This window comes from Actinoallomurus soli (assembly GCF_024055715.1).
GTDB lineage: Bacteria > Actinomycetota > Actinomycetes > Streptosporangiales > Streptosporangiaceae > Actinoallomurus > Actinoallomurus soli.
In genome coordinates, this window is sequence record NZ_JAMXMV010000016.1 from 164,111 (window position 1) to 179,386 (window position 15,276).

The 15,276-nt window shown below is 71.1% G+C and carries 14 protein-coding genes and 1 pseudogene; 8 read left to right on the top strand and 7 right to left on the bottom strand.

Features of this window, described 5'->3' with window-relative positions:
* Positions 1–4 precede the first annotated feature (4 nt).
* Entirely contained in the window at positions 5–1,423 is a 1,419-nt protein-coding gene (locus tag NDW01_RS31715; protein ID WP_252828028.1) for a GntP family permease, read from the bottom strand.
* Positions 1,424–1,731: 308 nt separating this feature from the next.
* Here NDW01_RS31715 and NDW01_RS31720 point away from each other — a divergent pair, with 308 nt between their 5' ends.
* From NDW01_RS31720 to NDW01_RS31730, 3 genes are all read left to right on the top strand, one after another.
* Positions 1,732–3,069 carry an HD-GYP domain-containing protein gene (locus tag NDW01_RS31720; RefSeq protein WP_252828029.1) on the top strand — a complete coding sequence of 446 codons (1,338 nt, stop codon included), beginning with the start codon at positions 1,732–1,734 and terminating at the stop codon, positions 3,067–3,069.
* A 250-nt stretch (positions 3,070–3,319) separates the two neighbouring features.
* On the top strand, positions 3,320–4,378 hold the full coding sequence (locus NDW01_RS44045) for a PP2C family protein-serine/threonine phosphatase (protein ID WP_252828030.1): 1,059 nt from the start codon (positions 3,320–3,322) through the stop codon (positions 4,376–4,378).
* A gap of 244 nt (positions 4,379–4,622) precedes the next feature.
* Entirely contained in the window at positions 4,623–4,931 is a 309-nt protein-coding gene (locus NDW01_RS31730) for a hypothetical protein (protein ID WP_252828031.1), read from the top strand.
* A gap of 31 nt (positions 4,932–4,962) precedes the next feature.
* Here NDW01_RS31730 and NDW01_RS31735 read toward each other — a convergent pair whose 3' ends face one another.
* Positions 4,963–5,817 carry a DMT family transporter gene (locus NDW01_RS31735; protein ID WP_252828032.1) on the bottom strand — a complete coding sequence of 285 codons (855 nt, stop codon included), beginning with the start codon at positions 5,815–5,817 and terminating at the stop codon, positions 4,963–4,965.
* Positions 5,814–6,695, bottom strand: coding sequence for a DMT family transporter (locus tag NDW01_RS31740; RefSeq protein ID WP_252828033.1), 882 nt, complete (start codon positions 6,693–6,695; stop codon positions 5,814–5,816). Before NDW01_RS31740 ends, NDW01_RS31735 begins: the two co-directional genes overlap by 4 nt.
* Before the next feature lie 323 nt (positions 6,696–7,018).
* Here NDW01_RS31740 and NDW01_RS31745 point away from each other — a divergent pair, with 323 nt between their 5' ends.
* The 3 genes from NDW01_RS31745 to NDW01_RS31755 all read left to right on the top strand — a co-directional run bounded on the left by NDW01_RS31745 (position 7,019) and on the right by NDW01_RS31755 (position 11,242).
* Positions 7,019–7,960, top strand: coding sequence for an NADP-dependent oxidoreductase (locus NDW01_RS31745; RefSeq protein ID WP_252828034.1), 942 nt, complete (start codon positions 7,019–7,021; stop codon positions 7,958–7,960).
* Positions 7,961–7,982: 22 nt separating this feature from the next.
* Positions 7,983–9,269, top strand: a complete 1,287-nt coding sequence (locus tag NDW01_RS31750; protein ID WP_252828035.1) for a serine hydrolase domain-containing protein — start codon at positions 7,983–7,985, stop codon at positions 9,267–9,269.
* A gap of 86 nt (positions 9,270–9,355) precedes the next feature.
* Positions 9,356–11,242, top strand: a complete 1,887-nt coding sequence (locus NDW01_RS31755; protein ID WP_252828036.1) for a chloride channel protein — start codon at positions 9,356–9,358, stop codon at positions 11,240–11,242.
* Here the strand turns inward: NDW01_RS31755 and NDW01_RS31760 are convergent.
* From NDW01_RS31760 to NDW01_RS31770, 3 genes are all read right to left on the bottom strand, one after another.
* Positions 11,163–11,369 carry a DUF3099 domain-containing protein gene (locus tag NDW01_RS31760; RefSeq protein WP_252777889.1) on the bottom strand — a complete coding sequence of 69 codons (207 nt, stop codon included), beginning with the start codon at positions 11,367–11,369 and terminating at the stop codon, positions 11,163–11,165. The genes NDW01_RS31755 and NDW01_RS31760 overlap by 80 nt on opposite strands.
* A gap of 102 nt (positions 11,370–11,471) precedes the next feature.
* On the bottom strand, positions 11,472–12,026 hold the full coding sequence (locus NDW01_RS31765; RefSeq protein WP_252828037.1) for a DUF421 domain-containing protein: 555 nt from the start codon (positions 12,024–12,026) through the stop codon (positions 11,472–11,474).
* Positions 12,027–12,337: 311 nt separating this feature from the next.
* A complete protein-coding gene (locus NDW01_RS31770; protein WP_252777891.1) occupies positions 12,338–12,676 on the bottom strand; it encodes an ArsR/SmtB family transcription factor in 339 nt (112 codons plus the stop codon).
* Positions 12,677–12,787: 111 nt separating this feature from the next.
* On the opposite strand from NDW01_RS31770, the gene NDW01_RS31775 reads away from it, so the two are divergent.
* Positions 12,788–13,720: a quinone oxidoreductase family protein gene (locus NDW01_RS31775; RefSeq protein WP_252828038.1), complete on the top strand. Its 933-nt coding sequence runs from the start codon at positions 12,788–12,790 to the stop codon at positions 13,718–13,720.
* Positions 13,721–13,912: 192 nt separating this feature from the next.
* Positions 13,913–14,923, top strand: a complete 1,011-nt coding sequence (locus tag NDW01_RS31780) for a zinc-dependent alcohol dehydrogenase family protein (protein WP_252828039.1) — start codon at positions 13,913–13,915, stop codon at positions 14,921–14,923.
* Positions 14,924–14,951: 28 nt separating this feature from the next.
* On the opposite strand, the pseudogene NDW01_RS31785 reads toward NDW01_RS31780, so the two are convergent.
* Positions 14,952–15,272, bottom strand: a pseudogene (locus tag NDW01_RS31785) (TlpA family protein disulfide reductase); the annotation flags it as partial.
* Positions 15,273–15,276: the final 4 nt, after the last annotated feature.

The following is a 15,276-nucleotide window of genomic DNA, read 5'->3' on the forward strand; positions in this document are numbered from 1 at the left end:
GGAGTCAGACGACGACCGACAGGAGAAGGACGAAGACGAAGGCGACGACGGAGATGATCGTCTCCATCAGCGACCAGGTCGCGACGGTCTGGCCGACGTTCAGCCCGAAGTACTCCTTGACGAGCCAGAATCCGGCGTCGTTGACGTGGCTGAAGAACAGCGAGCCCGCCCCGACCGCCAGCACCAGCAGCGCGACGTGGGTGCTGGACATCCCGGCCGTCAGCGGGGCGACCAGGCCGGCCGCCGAGACGGTGGCGACGGTCGCCGAGCCGGTCGCGAGCCGGATGGCGACCGCGATCAGCCACCCGAGGACCAGCGCCGGGATCGACCAGTGCTTCGAGAGGTCGACGATCATCTGGCCCACGCCGACGTCGACGAGCGTCTGCTTGAAACCACCGCCGGCGCCGACGATCAGGAACACGCCCGCGATCGGGGCGAGCGAGCCGTCGACGACGGACGAGAGGCGCTCCCGCGTGAAGCCGGCCGGACGGCCCAGCGTGAACATCCCGAGGATGACGGCGGCCAGCAGCGCGATCACCGGCGTGCCGATCACGTCGGCGACACGCTGGGTCATGTCCTTCGGGTCGTCGATCACGATGTCGACCAGCGCCTTGATCAGCATGAGCACGACCGGCAGCAGGACCGTGGCCATGGTCGCGCCGAAACCGGGGCGCCGCACGGCGTCCTCGGCGTTCGACTGCGGGACCATCCGGTCGGGAGCGGAGACGTCGACCCACCGCGCCGCGTACCGGGAGAAGACCGGGCCCGCGATGATCACCGTGGGGACGGCGACGAGGATGCCGAAGGCCAGCGTGACGCCCAGGTCGGCGTGGACCGCGCCGATCGCGGCGAGCGGCCCGGGGTGCGGCGGGACCAGACCGTGCATGACCGAGAGGCCGGCGAGGGCCGGGATCCCGATGCGCATCAGCGAGTGGTTCCCGCGCTTGGCGACGAGCAGCACCACGGGGATCAACAGGACGATGCCGACCTCGAAGAACAGCGGCAGCCCGACGATGCCGGCGATCAGGACCATCGCCCAGGGCATGGCCCGGCCGCTCGCCTTGGCGAGGATCGTGTCGACGATCTGGTCGGCGCCGCCCGAGTCGGCGAGCATCTTGCCGAGGATGGAGCCGAGGGCGATGAGCACACCGACGCTGGCGACGGTGCTGCCCAGGCCCTTGGTGAAGCTGTCGACCACCTTGTCCAGGGGTGCGCCCGCGACCGCGCCGAGGGCCAGCGAGCCGAGGGTCAGGGAGAGGAAGGCGTGCACCTTGAACGCGGTGATGAGCACGACGATCACGGCGATGCCCACGAGGACGGCGATCAGCAGGTGAGCGTGGCCCGCCGAGGCGATCGGTGGTGGCGCCGCGTCGGCGAGAGGGGTGAGAGCGGTGAGGGGGCTGAGGGGGCTGAGGGGGACCAAGGCCTGACCTCCAGGGGGGTTGGGCAGGCCGGCGGGGCCGGCGAGGGGGTTACTGCCTTTGAACGGTGCCGCCGGACCGTCGACGGCTCAGCGGAGCGGCGACCCGACCGACCGTAGTACAGCCTCCTCAGGCGCCCGCGCCGCCCCTCGTCTCCAGGCAGGTCAAGGGGCACGGCGGCGGGCCGGTACGGGCTCCGGCGCCGTACCCGCGTGACCCGGGGTCGAGGGAATCGTGTCCGCGCGGGCCTCGCCAACGATCACCAGCTGTGACAGAGTGACTACGTTCACGTTCCCCCGGGGAGAGCGTTATGCGCGGACTGCCTCTCGCCGCACGGGCCTATGCCGGCGGCGTCATCGCACTGGCCATCGGCGTCATCGCGACGTCCTCGTTAACGGGTCTGTGCTGGCCGAGACTCGCCGTCCTCGCCGGCCTGTTCGTGGTCACCGAGTCGTCGGCGGCCACCCTCACGATCAAACGCGCCCGCGTCTCCATGAGCTTCGCGGCCGGTCTGGCCGCCGTGGTGCTGGCCGGCCCGGTCGGCGCCACGCTGATCGGCGTGACGGCGATCCTCACCGGCCGGCGCGACCTCGACCTGATCAAACGCCTGTTCAACGCCGCGCAGTACGCCCTGAGCGGATACGCGGCGGGGGCGGTCTTCCAGACGCTCGGCGGCCATCCGTACCGCTGGGGTGACGCCAACTGGACCGGCCACGTCATCGGCCCCTTCATCGGCGCCCTCGTCACCTTCGTCACCGTCAACCTCGCGCTGATGACCGTCGTCCTGCTCGTCAGCCGGCAGGCGACCTGGCGAGAGGTCCTGGCCACCGGGCGCCTGGTCGTCCCCGGTTGCCTCGGCTTCGGGATGATCGGGCTGCTCATCGCCGGCATCTGGCCGGCGGCCGGGCCCCTGTCCGCCGTGCTGGTGCTGATGCCGGTGTTCATCGCCCGCTGGGCGTTCACCCAGATCGTCGCCCAGCAGCGCGCGCACGCGGCCACCGTCGCCGCACTGTGCCAGGCCGTCGAGACCAAGGACTACTACACCCGCGGCCACAGCGAGCGCGTGGCGTACGGCTCGGTGATGATCGCCCGGGAGATCGGCATGCGCGTCGACCGGATCAACCGGCTCCGGTACGCCGGCATGCTCCACGACGTCGGCAAGCTCGGCGTGCCGACGAAGGTCCTGCAGAAGCCCGGCGACCTGACCGAGGAGGAGTTCGCCGCGATCCAGCTGCACCCGATGCGCGGAGAGGAGATCGTGCGCGACATCGACTTCCTCGACGAGGCGCTGGGCGGCATCATGCACCACCACGAGCGGGTGGACGGCAAGGGATATCCGATGGGCCTGGCCGGTGAGGAGATCCCCGAGTTCGCCCGCATCATCGCGGTGGCCGACACCTTCGACGCGATGACCTCCAGCCGGTCCTACCGTCCCGGCCTGCCCGCCGAGACCGCCATCGATGCGCTCCGGCGCAATGCCGGCACACAGTTCGACCCCGTGCTGGTCGACGCCTTCCTCACCGCGCTGCACCGCGACGGCTGGGTGGAGGCCGAGCCGGTCCCGCCGCCGGAGAGCGAGGACGTGGAGACCACGCAGCAGGACCACGACGACCCGTCCATGCCGATCGGCGTCGCCGGGGCGCAGTGAGGTCGCACGCGGCAGGAGACCGCGCGCAGTGACGCCGGCGCGCCGTGAGGCCGCACGGAGCAAGGCCGCACGCGGCAGAGGGCCGCGCGGCAGGAGGCCGTGTGCGGCAGGGCACCGCGCGCGGCAGGAGGCGCGTGCAGTGAGGCCGCGCGTAGCCGGGTGACCGCGGCGTGATACCCAGGAAGATGTGCGCGTCCGGCGACGCCTTAGGGATCTCCGCCGGGAGGCCCACCTCGGTCACGTCCTGGTGGTGGTCCCGCTTGCGCTCATTGTCATCATCACGGTCGTCGACGTCGTGACGCCCGAGAGCATCCACCTGAGGCCGCTGCTCGTGGTCGCCCCCGCGCTGACGGCGTCGTTCGCGGGTTCGCGGTGGACCGCCGCGATCGGAGCGCTCGCCCTGGTGTCCGGCGTCGCGGAAGGTCTCGAACAACACAATCTGAACAACCCCGAGCAGTGGCTCGAGATGCTGGCGATACTCGCCGTATCCGCGTTCGTGGTGGTGTTCTGCGCGCTCCGGGAGCGGCACGAGAGAGTCCTGCATCGGGTCCGTTCGGTGTCCGAGATCACCCAGCGGGTCCTGCTCCGGCCCCTGCCCCGCGAGGCGGGCCCGCTGCGCATCGCCTCGATGTACCTCGCCGCGGCCGCGGAGGCGCGGATCGGCGGTGATCTGTACGGGGCCACCCGCACGGCCGACGGCACCCGTCTGCTCATCGGAGACGTGCGGGGGAAGGGGCTGGCCTCGATCAGTGAGGCCGCCGCCGTGCTCTGTGCCTTCCGTGAGGCGTCACACCACCCCATGGACCTCTGCAAACTCGCGCTGCGGCTGGATGCCGGCGTCTGCCAGGACGTCGTGGAGTACGCGGAGACCGAGCCGTACGCGGAGGAGTCCTTCGTCACCGCGTGCGTCGTCGACCTCCCCGACGCCGAGCCGAAGGCGGAGGTGATCTCCTGCGGTCATCCACCGCCGCTCATCCTTCGCGGCGACCAGGTCCTGACCCTGCAGCCGGACCAGGTCGCCCCTCCGCTGGGACTCGGGCTTCTCACGGCCGGCGAACCCCAGCCGGCCACGTTCTCGTTCGAGCCCGGCGACGTTCTCCTGCTGTACACCGACGGCGTGATCGAGGCCCGGGACCGTACCGGCGCGTTCTTCGACCTGCCGGCGCGTCTGAGCCTGCGGGCCGGAGAGGACGTCGACACCCTCGTCGAGCGGCTCCGCCGGGATCTGTTCGACCATGTGGGCGGCCGATTGGACGACGACACCGCCGTGATCGCGATCGCCCGTGCGCCGGTGCCCGCCCGTGAGTGACCCACCTCGTCGATCCGGACGGCGGGCGGACGCCGCCCAGGGGATGCGGGCCAAAGCCCGGGTAATGATCTGCACCAGTACCGCGCAGGGACGCGATCCGCGGACGGCCACCGGGTATGCAAGCCGACGCACCGGGCGCCATGGACGTCGAGGCACCGGGTGTCGCGGACGTCGAGCCCGCCGCTCATCGAGCGGGGATTCGACCGGGGCGCCGCGACGCTCTTCCCGAGAAAGGAGCCTTCGGATGAGAGGAACCGTCCACGGCCGCCTCATCGCCGTCCTCGGCCTCGCGCTGTGCGGAGCGATCGCGTCGTCGATGAACACCGCCGCGAAGGCCGCGCCGACCCTCCGGAACGCCCTGGCCTACGACAACAACCGGATCGGCAACGGAAGAGCGAACGTCAACACGACCTCCATCCGGAGCCCGGCCAACGTATCCGGCGTGCAGATCGTCGCGGACGCCAACGCTCTGACACGGATCAGCAGGAACAACGCGATCTGCAAGAGACATCGCCGCTGCCGGATCTGGCAGTACTCCTACGTGGGGTACTGATCTCATTTCCACGCCGGCTATCGATCCGCTCTCAGGCGGTCTCGGCCTGGGTCTGGATGAGGTGGGACTGGCTGAGCCGGAGGGTGCCGTAAAAGATCAGCGCGAAACCCGCCACCTCGGCGATCACCCAGGGTCCCGATCGGACCCTCTCTCCGAACATCGTGACCCCGTACAGGATGCTGGCCACCGGGTCGGAGATCGTCAGCGCCGGTTGGGCGGCGACCAGGGTGCCGCTCTGCAGGGCGTTCTGCAGGAGGAACAGGCTGCCGAAGCCGGCCGCGATCATCGCGTACGGCTCCCAGGAGGTCAGCAGGACGAGCATGCCCTTGTCCACCAGGTTGGTGGTCGCCTTCATGAAGGTCGCGGTGAAGGCGAACCCGACCCCGGCGGTCACGCCCAGCAGCGCCGCCCGTGCCGCGCCGGAGGCCGACCTCGACAGCAGCGCGATCCCGACGATCGCCCCGACCGTGACGATCGCGGCGATCACCCAGATCAGCACGCTCGGGGCGCGCCGCCCGGGTGCGGGTGACGCCGCTCCGAGGAACGCGGCCAGCCCCGCCGTCATCGCGCCGACCGCCACCCAGACGCCCCGTTCGAGGTGAACGCCCGACAGCCGGGCGAGGAAGATCATGGTCAGCGGCAGCTCCGCGATGAGGAGCGGCTGCACCAGTGCCAGCCCGCCGTTCGACAGCGCCAGCGCCTGCAGGAGGAAGCCCGCGATGAGGGCGCCGATGCCTCCGAGCCACACCGGCCGGCGGACCAGCGCCCAGAGCAGGGCCGGGCGGAAGGCGAACTCGTCGGGCTCCGAGCGTGCGGCGCGGCGCTGCAGCACCGAGGCCAGGGCATTGCTCGCCGCGGCGAGCAATGCGAACAGGACGGCGATCACGGCAGTCTCGCCTCCGCGCACCCGGCGACGTCGTCGTCCCGTTTCGCCATGTACGGCGACCGCCCGAGGATGACGATCCCGGCGACCATCATGGCCAGGCCGACGATCTGTCCGGCCAGCGGTCCGGTGCTCAGCCGCAGCCGCTCGGTGAAGACCACGACTCCCAGCAGGATTCCCGTGATCGGCTCCGCCGCGGTCGCCGCGGGCAGAGAGACGCGGAGCGGCGCGGCGTCGAAGGCCGACTGGGCCAGCAGGAGCCCGCAGATCGCGACGATGACCAGCGCGTACGGCTGCCAGCTGGTGAAGATCGCGCCGAGCCCGTGCCCGATCCTGATCAGCACTCCCCGGGTGACGGCGTCCTGCAGGCCGAACAGGATGCCGGCCGCCGCGGCCAGCAGCATCGCCCGGATCTGCAGCGAGGAGCGCCGTCCGATCCCTACGAGGATCAGCACGATGAACACGATTCCGGCGGCCGCCAGCCAGCGACCGGACTCCGGGCCGGTGGGGTGCTCACCGTGCGGCCGGCCGAGCAACAGGAACAGCGCGATCCCTCCGGACGCCATGAGGCCGCCGAGCCACTCGTTCCACTTCAGGTTCTCCTTGCAGACGATGCGCCCGATGACGAGGGCGAACACGAGGTTGGTCGCCAGCAACGGCTCGACCTTGGACACGTCCGCTCCGGACAGTGCCACCGCCCCGAGGATCTGGCCGCCCACCATCGCGGCGAGCCCCGCGAGCCAGAGCGGTTTGTGGAGAAGATCCAGCAACAAGGACGGGTGCAGCATCCGGCCGAGCGGCTCCCGGTACGCCGCGTGCTGCTGGGCCACGAAGCCCAGCCCCAGAAGGCCGGCGGCCGCCAGCCCGATGATGAAGATCATTCAGCCCCCTGTAGGGAACGTGTCATCGCCCCGCCGACGGCCGCCGCGCGCCCCGGCCGGCCTCCCCGGTCTCCGGTCCGCGCACGCTCTTGACGGCCCGGCTTCGCCGCATCAGCGCCCTGATCTGCCCCGTTATCTGGCCTCTTCCCCCAATTGATGCCTCGCTATCACCGTCCGTCCGATCCGGCAGTCCATGTCAACTGACAAATTTTGACATCTGTTACTCGCCCGCTTAGTGTCCCCGTATGGAGCAGCGAACACTCGGCTGCCCGAGGGCCTTCGCGCCCATCACCACCCGCGCGGCAACGAATGAGGAGTGACCGATGACCATGGTTCGAGCGATCGGAGTGACGCGGCCAGGCGGACCGGACGCTCTCGGCGAGCTCGACCTGACGGCCGAGGCGATCGGTCCCGGTCAGGTCAGGATCCGGGTGAGCAGCGCCACGGTGAACCCGACCGACGCGATGATCCGTTCGCGCCCGCGGCAGAACGACGCGGACACGGTGCGGGTGCCGGGCATGGAGGTCGCCGGTGTGATCACCGAGATCGGCCCCGCCGTCGACCGGCCGTTCGCGATCGGGGACGCCGTCATGGCCATCGTGGTGCCCTCGGGCGAGCACGGCGGCTACCGCGCGGACCTCGTCGTGCCGGCGCGTTCGGTCGCGAAGATCCCGACCGGGCTCTCCGACGTCCAGGCCGCCACCATCCCGATGAACGGCCTCACCGCCCGGCTCGCACTCGACACGCTGGCGCTCCCGGCCGGCGCGACGGTCGCCGTCACCGGCGCCGCCGGCACCGTCGGCGGGTACTTCGTCCAGCTCGCCAAGCAGGCCGGGCTGGTCGTCGTCGCCGACGCCGCCCCGCAGGACGAGGCGTTCGTCCGCGACTGCGGAGCCGACGAGGTCGTGCCGCGGGGCGACGACTTCGTCGCAGCGGTACGCCGCCACCACCCCGGCGGCGTCGACGGGCTTCTCGACGCCGCCGCGCTGGAGGCCGCCGTGCTCCCTGCCGTCAAGGACGGCGGCACCGTCGTCACCGTCCGCGGCTACCAGGGCGACGGGACCGACCGGGTCCGCGTCGCCCCGATCTTCGTCCGCGACTACGTCGAGGCCGCGGCCGAGCTCGACCGGCTCGCCGAACTCGCCGGCGAAGGACGGCTCACCGTCCGCGTGGCCGGCGAGCTGCCCGCATCCCGGGCCGCCGACGCGCACCGCTCGCTCGAACGGCGCGGCGTTCGCGGGCGGTTCGTCCTGCGGTTCGGCTGACCGTTCCTCGAGGAGGTTGAACATGACCACGGAAAGCGCCGTCACCATGGGAGAATCCGTCGCCGTCAAGCCGCGAACGACCGGGACGAATCCGGGCGTGACACTCGAACCCGCGGCGGCCGGCTTCGACGAGCGACGCCTCGGGCGGCTCGCCGCCTACCTGGACGAGTGCGTCGCGAGAGGCCTCAATCGGGGCTCGATCGTCCTGGTCGCGCGGCGAGGGGAACTGGTACACGTCTCGTCGCACGGCACGAGAGACGCCGAGGGGCGGCTCCCCGTCGAGCCGGACACGATCTGGCGGCTCTACTCGATGACCAAACCGGTGACGTCGGTCGCCGCCCTCATGCTCTGGGAAGAAGGGGTGCTCTCGCTCTCCGACCCGGTCGAGCGGTTCCTTCCCTCGTTCGCGCGAATGCGCGTTGCCCGGCCCGGCGCGGATGGGGCGACGGTGCCGGCGGTCGAACCCGTCCGAATCCGGCACCTGCTCACGCACACGGCGGGCCTGACCGTCACCGGGCTGGCCGACAACGCCGTGAACGACGCGTACCGGGCGGCGGGGATCGCCGCTCTCGGCGAGCCGGAGCCCTATACGCTCGACGAGCTGTGCGAGCGGCTCGCCTCGCTGCCCCTGCTGTTCGAGCCGGGCTCCGCGTGGAACTACTCGCACGCGACCGACGTGCTCGGCCGGATCATCGAGATCGCCAGTGGAATGCGGCTCGACGAGTTCATGGCGAAGCGCATCTTCGAGCCGCTCGCGATGACCGACACCGGTTACCGGCTGCCGGCCGACGATCGGCCGGCCGCCCTGTACCGGCTCAATCCCCGCACCGGACGGCCTGAGCTCATGCCGGACCCGGGTGTCGCCGCGGGCGATCTCCCGACGCTCGTCGCGGGCGGGCACGGTCTCCTGTCGACCGCGCGCGACTACCAGCGCTTCGTCCAGTTGCTCGCGCGCGGAGGCGAACTGGACGGCGAGCGATTGCTCGCGCCGCGCACCGTCGACCTCATGGCGGCCAATCACCTCCCCGGCGACTCGACCATGTCGGCGTTCAGCCATCCGCCGGCGCGGACCACCGGCATCCACGCGGGGCGCGGTTTCGGGCTCGGCGTCGCACCGCTCCTCGATCCGCGCTCGGTCGACTCGCTGTCGAGCGCCGGCGAGTACGGCTGGGGAGGCGCCGCGGGCACCAACTTCTGGGTCGATCCCGAGGAGGACCTGACGGTGCTGTTCATGACGCAGGTCATGCCGCCCCCGGATGACACGTGGCTGGCGCTGCGCCGGCTCGTCTACCAGGCGCTCGTGAGCTAGCCCGGCACACCACCACGGCCACCGCCGGCCCCGCGCGCCGGATGCCGGATGCCGAACCATCCCGAACTCTATTGCATAATGCAATAGTGGTTGACGCTAAGCTGCTCCCTGGAACCGGCAGGTCGGACGACTCCATCCGTGTGCAGCGAGGCCGCGGTGGCGCGCTCACGGGCCTGCGGGAGGCCCCCTGGGGCATCATCGCCCTCTCTCTCCTCGTCGGCGCCGGAGCGGGTCTGGGCGCCATCGTCTTCCGCTGGCTGATCAAGACGTTCACGCACCTGTTCTCCGGGCACGCGGACTACTCCGCCGCCGGACGGGTCGCCAACCCGCACGTCCCCTGGCTGGGGCCCTGGTTCCTCCTCCTTGCCCCCGTGATCGGCGGCCTGGTGTACGGCCCGCTGGTGCAGCGCTTCGCCCGCGAGGCGCGCGGCCACGGCGTGCCCGAGGTGATGCTGGCCGTCGCCCAGCGCGGCGGACGGATCGGCGCCCAGGTCGCGGTGGTCAAGTCGCTGGCATCGGCGCTCTGCATCGGATCCGGCGGCTCCGTCGGCCGCGAAGGCCCCATCGTGCAGATCGGCTCCGCGCTCGGCTCGTCCATCGGACGGCTGATGCGGCTCTCGGAGAACCGCCTGCGGGTGCTGGTCGCCTGCGGCGCGGCGGGCGGGATCGCGGCGACCTTCAACGCCCCCCTGGCCGGGGTCTTCTTCGCGATGGAGCTGATCCTGCGCGACTTCACCGCCGAATCGTTCGGCGCGGTCGTGCTGTCCGGCGTCACCGCCTCCGTCGTCGGCCGCGCCGCGATGGGCGACGTGGCCTTCCTGCAGCTTCCGTCCTTCCACGTGCGGCACCCGGCCGAGTACCTGCTGTACGCCCTCCTCGGCGTGGTCGCCGGCGCCGTCGGCGTCGGCTTCACCCGGATCCTTTACCTGATCGAGGACTTCTGCGACTGGGCGTGGCGCGGCCCCGAGTGGCTGCGCCCGGCCGCCGGCGGGCTGCTCCTGGGCGGGCTGCTGCTGGCGCTGCCGCAGATGTACGGCGTCGGCTATCCGGTCCTGGAGAACGCCATCGGCGGCCGCTACCTCATCGGCATGCTGCTCCTGCTCCTCGTCGGCAAGATGGTGGCGACCAGCCTCACGATCGGGATCGGCGGGTCGGGCGGCGTGTTCGCCCCGAGCCTGTTCATGGGCGCGATGTTCGGCAGCGCGTTCGGACTGGTCGTCCACCACCTCCTGCCGGGGACGGTGGGCCCGGCGGGCGCCTACGGCCTGGTCGGCATGGGCGCGGTCTTCGCGGGCGCGGCCCGGGCCCCGATCACCGCGGTGGTCATCATGTTCGAGCTCACCGGCGAGTACTCGATCATCCTGCCGCTCATGCTGGCGATCGTCCTCGCCACGCTCGTCGGCAAGCTGCTGTCCGCCGACACCATCTACACCCTCAAGCTCCGCCGGCGCGGCATCGACATCGACGACCACACCCGCGCGAACCCCCTGGCCGCCAAGCCGGTGGCGGACGTCATCGAGCCCGTGCCCGCGCCGCTGCCCCAGGACACGCCGCTTCCGGAGGCCGCCCGCCGGCTCGTCCTGTCCGAGCACGGAGTCCTGCCCGTCACCGGGCCCGACGGGACCTACCGCGGCACGGTCAGCGCACGGGCGGCCGCCGAGGCCCTCACCGAGGGCGACCAGGCCCCGCCGACCATCGGCGAGCTCACCGAACTGCCCGCCCCCGTGACCTCCGACCTGTCCCTGGCCGACGCCCTGCACATCCTCGTCGGCGCTCCCGGGACGGGCCTGCCCGTGCTGGACGACTCCCGGACCACCCTCGTCGGCTGGATCACCCACCAGACCGTCCTGTCCGCCCTCCGCCCCGGGGGCGGCGCCGGGCCCCGGCAACCGGTCACCGACGTTCGTCGCGATCGTTCCCGCGGTTGGCGACGATCACCGCGACCGGCGGTATCGCGAACGCGACGATCGTGAGCGCCGCGGCCGCCGTCGCCGAGAACCGTACGACGACCGTCCAGGACAGCAGGAACAGCACCAGGCAGACGGACATCATGGCCAGGTAGGCCCGCCGGCGGCTCCGCTGCCCGCTCACATCGATCATCCCGATCTCCACCAGGAAGCAGTCAGACGAGGCCCTACCCGGGCAGGACGGCGCCATGACGGCATCGCCACCCCGCTTCTCGCCACGGGGGGAGTCCCGCCGTCAGTCGTCGGTCGGCGGCCGTGCCGGGAAGCCGGCCGCCTCGCGCAGCCCCTGATCGACGAGATCGGGGCGCTCGACGCTCGACCGGCTCTCCGGAACGATCGTGAGGCCGCCTTTCGCCTCGTACAGGACGAACCGCACGCCGGACAGGTCGAACACTCCTCGCTGCCGGAGCTGCGCCAGCAGATCGCCCTCCGTCAGGCCGCAGATCGCCAACTGGTCCCGGCGAATGGCTCCGTGCGCGACGAGCACCCGGATCCGGTGGTCGGTGAGCCGGCGGAAGAGCGGGTGGAACCGCAGCGCGGCGACCACACGGTGCATGACGATCAGGGTGACCAGGGCCACGGCCCCGGTGATGAACGACTGCGTCGAAGCGATCGCCGTCCGGCCCACGATCGCGCCGACGGCCACCGCGGCGATGAAGTCGGTGATCGTCCACTGGGCCAGCGTGCGCCTCTCGCCCAGGCGCAGTGCGATCAGCGCCGTCCCGTACATGAGCGCGGCCTTGCCCGCAGTCGCCCCCAGGTGCATCCAGTTGCCAATGAGCCACGACATGCCGGCTCTTATCCCCAGCGAGCCGATCGTCCCACCGGAAGGCGGTCCTCAGGCCGGGCTCCGGCCTGGCTCCGGCCTGGCTCCTCGCGCGGGTCCCGGTCTCCGTCGCCGGCCGGCGTGCCGGATCGCGGCGGGCGCTGGTGGATGCAGAGCTCGCGCCGGTGGCCGCCTCGCGCAGCGGCGGCAAGCCGCCGGAGCCAAGCAGCTCGCCCTCCGCTTCGGCGAGCAGACGGCGCGACCGAACGAATGACCACGTTCCCGCAGGCATACATGTCCGGCCGCAAGCTCGGCCACCCGGGAGGTGATCCCGACTAGACCTCAGACGCTTGAGCGGGGCCGTCGGCGAGTATGGCATCGATCAGCCCGGGGAACCGCTGGTCGAGTGCCTCCCTGCGCAGGACCGGGTAGCGGGAGGTTCCCTCTGCGCGGCACTCGTTGACCCCGGCGCCGAGAAGCTGCTTGAGGTGGTACGAGCAGGTCGAGGGGGGCAGGCCGACGTGCTCGGCGACCTGGCCGGTGCTGCGGAGCTTCCCGTCCGCGAGCAGCCGCACGATCTCCAGCCGCACCGGATCTCCCAGGGTCCGCATGACCGTCGCCAGGTGCAGCTCGGGCGCTGGCGGGGTCGGCTTGGGCCGGCGTGAGGAAGACATGACCCCATGGTACCGTCATTCCGATACTTCCAAAGATTTGGAAATATGGAAGGAGTGGCGGATCGTGAGAGTGGTGTCGATTCCCCGTTACGGGGACCCGAGGTCCTGATCATGGACGATGTCGACATTCCGCGTCCGGCAGCGGGGCAGGTCACGATCGATGTCGCGTATGCCGGCGTGAACTTCGCCGATGTCATGTACCGGAGGGGAACGGTTCCGCTTGCCCTGCCGCTGACGCCGGGGATCGAGGTCTCCGGCCGGATCCGTGCGGTGGGCGAGGGAGTGGATCACCTCGCTCCGGGGCAGCCCGTCGCAGCGTTGACGATCGTCGATGCCGGCGGGTACGCCGAGGTCGTCGCGGTCGACGCCCGCCTCGTCGCTCCTCTTCCCAGCGAGGATGACGACCTGCTCATGACCGCTGCGGGTACACCGTCGAACACCACCACGGCAGTGATGGCCCTCACCCGCGCCGGACGCCTCGTCCCCGGCGAGGTCATTCTCGTGCACGCCGCGGCCAGCGGCCTGGGCAGCCAGATCGGCCAGGTCGCCGCCGCCCTCAAACCGCGGCAGGTCATCGGCACGGTGGGCCATCCGGACAAGACCGACGCGGCCCGCGCCTTCGGCTACGACACCATTCTGCTGCGCGACCAATGGCTGCAGGATCCCGCCGCTGCGCCGCGGCCTGACCTTGTCATCGATCCCGTCGGCGGACCTGCCCGTGCCGCCGGCCTGGACGCGCTCGGCCCGGACGGCCGCCTGGTCGTCATCGGCAACGCCTCCGACAGCGCCGAGTTCAGCGTCGGTACCAACGACTTGTTCTTCACCAGCCGGACAGTCGCCGGGTTCAGTCTCGGCGCGATCAGTGCAGCCCATCCCGAGCCGGCGGGGGACGCGCTGCGGCACGCGGTCCACTTGGTCGTCTCCGGCGAGGTCCGAGTCGATGTGAACACTGTGCTGCCGCTGGACCAGACGGTCGAGGCGCACCGGCGGGTCGAGTCAGGCGCAACTACCGGCAAGACCGTCCTGGCGGTCGGCCGCTCCTGATCCGCCCGGACCCGGCGGCCCGACCGGGTTACCGCAACGACACGCCTTCGCATCCGACCGCCGGGCCCAGAACGGGCGTTCCGCCCAGGGGCAGCAGCAGACAGCACCGCACCCTGAGCGACCGGGCGCCAGCCCCCAGTGGCGCCATCTGCTCCTTTCTCTCGTCCATTGCCTCCAACGAAGGGTTTGATCATGAAGGTCTACCGCCTCGGCCGACGCGGCAGCATCCACAGCCTCGGCCTTCACGAGGAGCCCGTGCCGCGGCCGCAGCGCGGAGAGGTCCTGGTCCGCGTCCGGGCCGTTTCCCTGAACTACCGCGACCTGGCCATGGTCTACGGCCACTATTTCCCCGACGCTCCCGACGGTCTGATCCCGGTCTCGGACGCGGCCGGGGAGGTCGCCGACGTCGGCGAAGGGGTGACCGGCTTCGCCATCGGCGACCGGGTCATCAACGTCTTCAACCCCCGCTGGTTCGGCGGACCATACCCCGGAACCGCCGCCTACGAGTACGGCACGGCCCAGGACGGCTGGCTGACGCAGTACAAGACCGTCTCGGAAGAGAGCCTGGTCGCCATGCCCCACGGGATGTCCTTCGAGCAGGCGGCCACGCTGCCCTGCGCGGCCGTCACCGCATGGACCGCGCTGACCGGGCCGCTGCCGGTCACCGCTGGCGACACCGTGCTCACCCAGGGAACCGGCGGGGTGTCGCTGTTCGCCCTGCAACTGGCAAAACTCATCGGCGCCCGTGTCATCGCCACCACCTCCAGCCCCGCCAAAGCCGAACGGCTCACGGCGCTCGGGGCCGACGAGGTCATCGACTACACAAGCAATCCCCAGTGGGGCCGGCTCGCGCGAGAACTGACCGGGGGCCGCGGCGTGGACCGCATCATCGAGGTCGGAGGGGCCGCCACCTTCGCTCAGACCCTGATCGCCGGCAGCGACCGCGCCGAGATCGACGCCATCGGCTTCCTCGGCCCCAAGGACTGGGGCGTGGAATTCATGGACCTGTTCAACGGCGGCTTCGAGACCATCCGCAGGATCCGTGTCGGCAGCCGCCAGGACACCCAAAGCCTCCTCCGCTTCCTGGCCCGGCACAACCTCGAACCGGTCATCGACGGCGTCTACCCCTTCGAGCAGACCCTCGACGCATGGCACCGCCTCGACACCCGTGCGAATTTCGGCAAAGTCGTCATCACGCTGTGACCCCCGGCCCTCGCGTACTCGGGCTCTGTCATGGCGCGGTACCGAATCCGCGTGGTCCCGCGAGGAGCCGGTCCACGGCGGCGTCGAGGTCGGCGGGGGCGGTGACGCCCACCGCGCGGACGACGCCGTGCTCGTCGACGAGCACGTTCGTCGGGACCCCGCGGATGCCGAGGCGAGCCGCGTACGCGCCGGTCTCGTCCAGCAGGATCGTCCCCCGGATGTTCCACACCTCCGCGAAGTGGCGTGCCTCGCGGCCGGCGTCCCGGCTCTCCCACACGTTGATTGAAATGATCTCCAGCCCCGACCGGGCCGTACGGCGGCGCAGCTCCTCCAGGACCGGCGCCTCCGCGTTG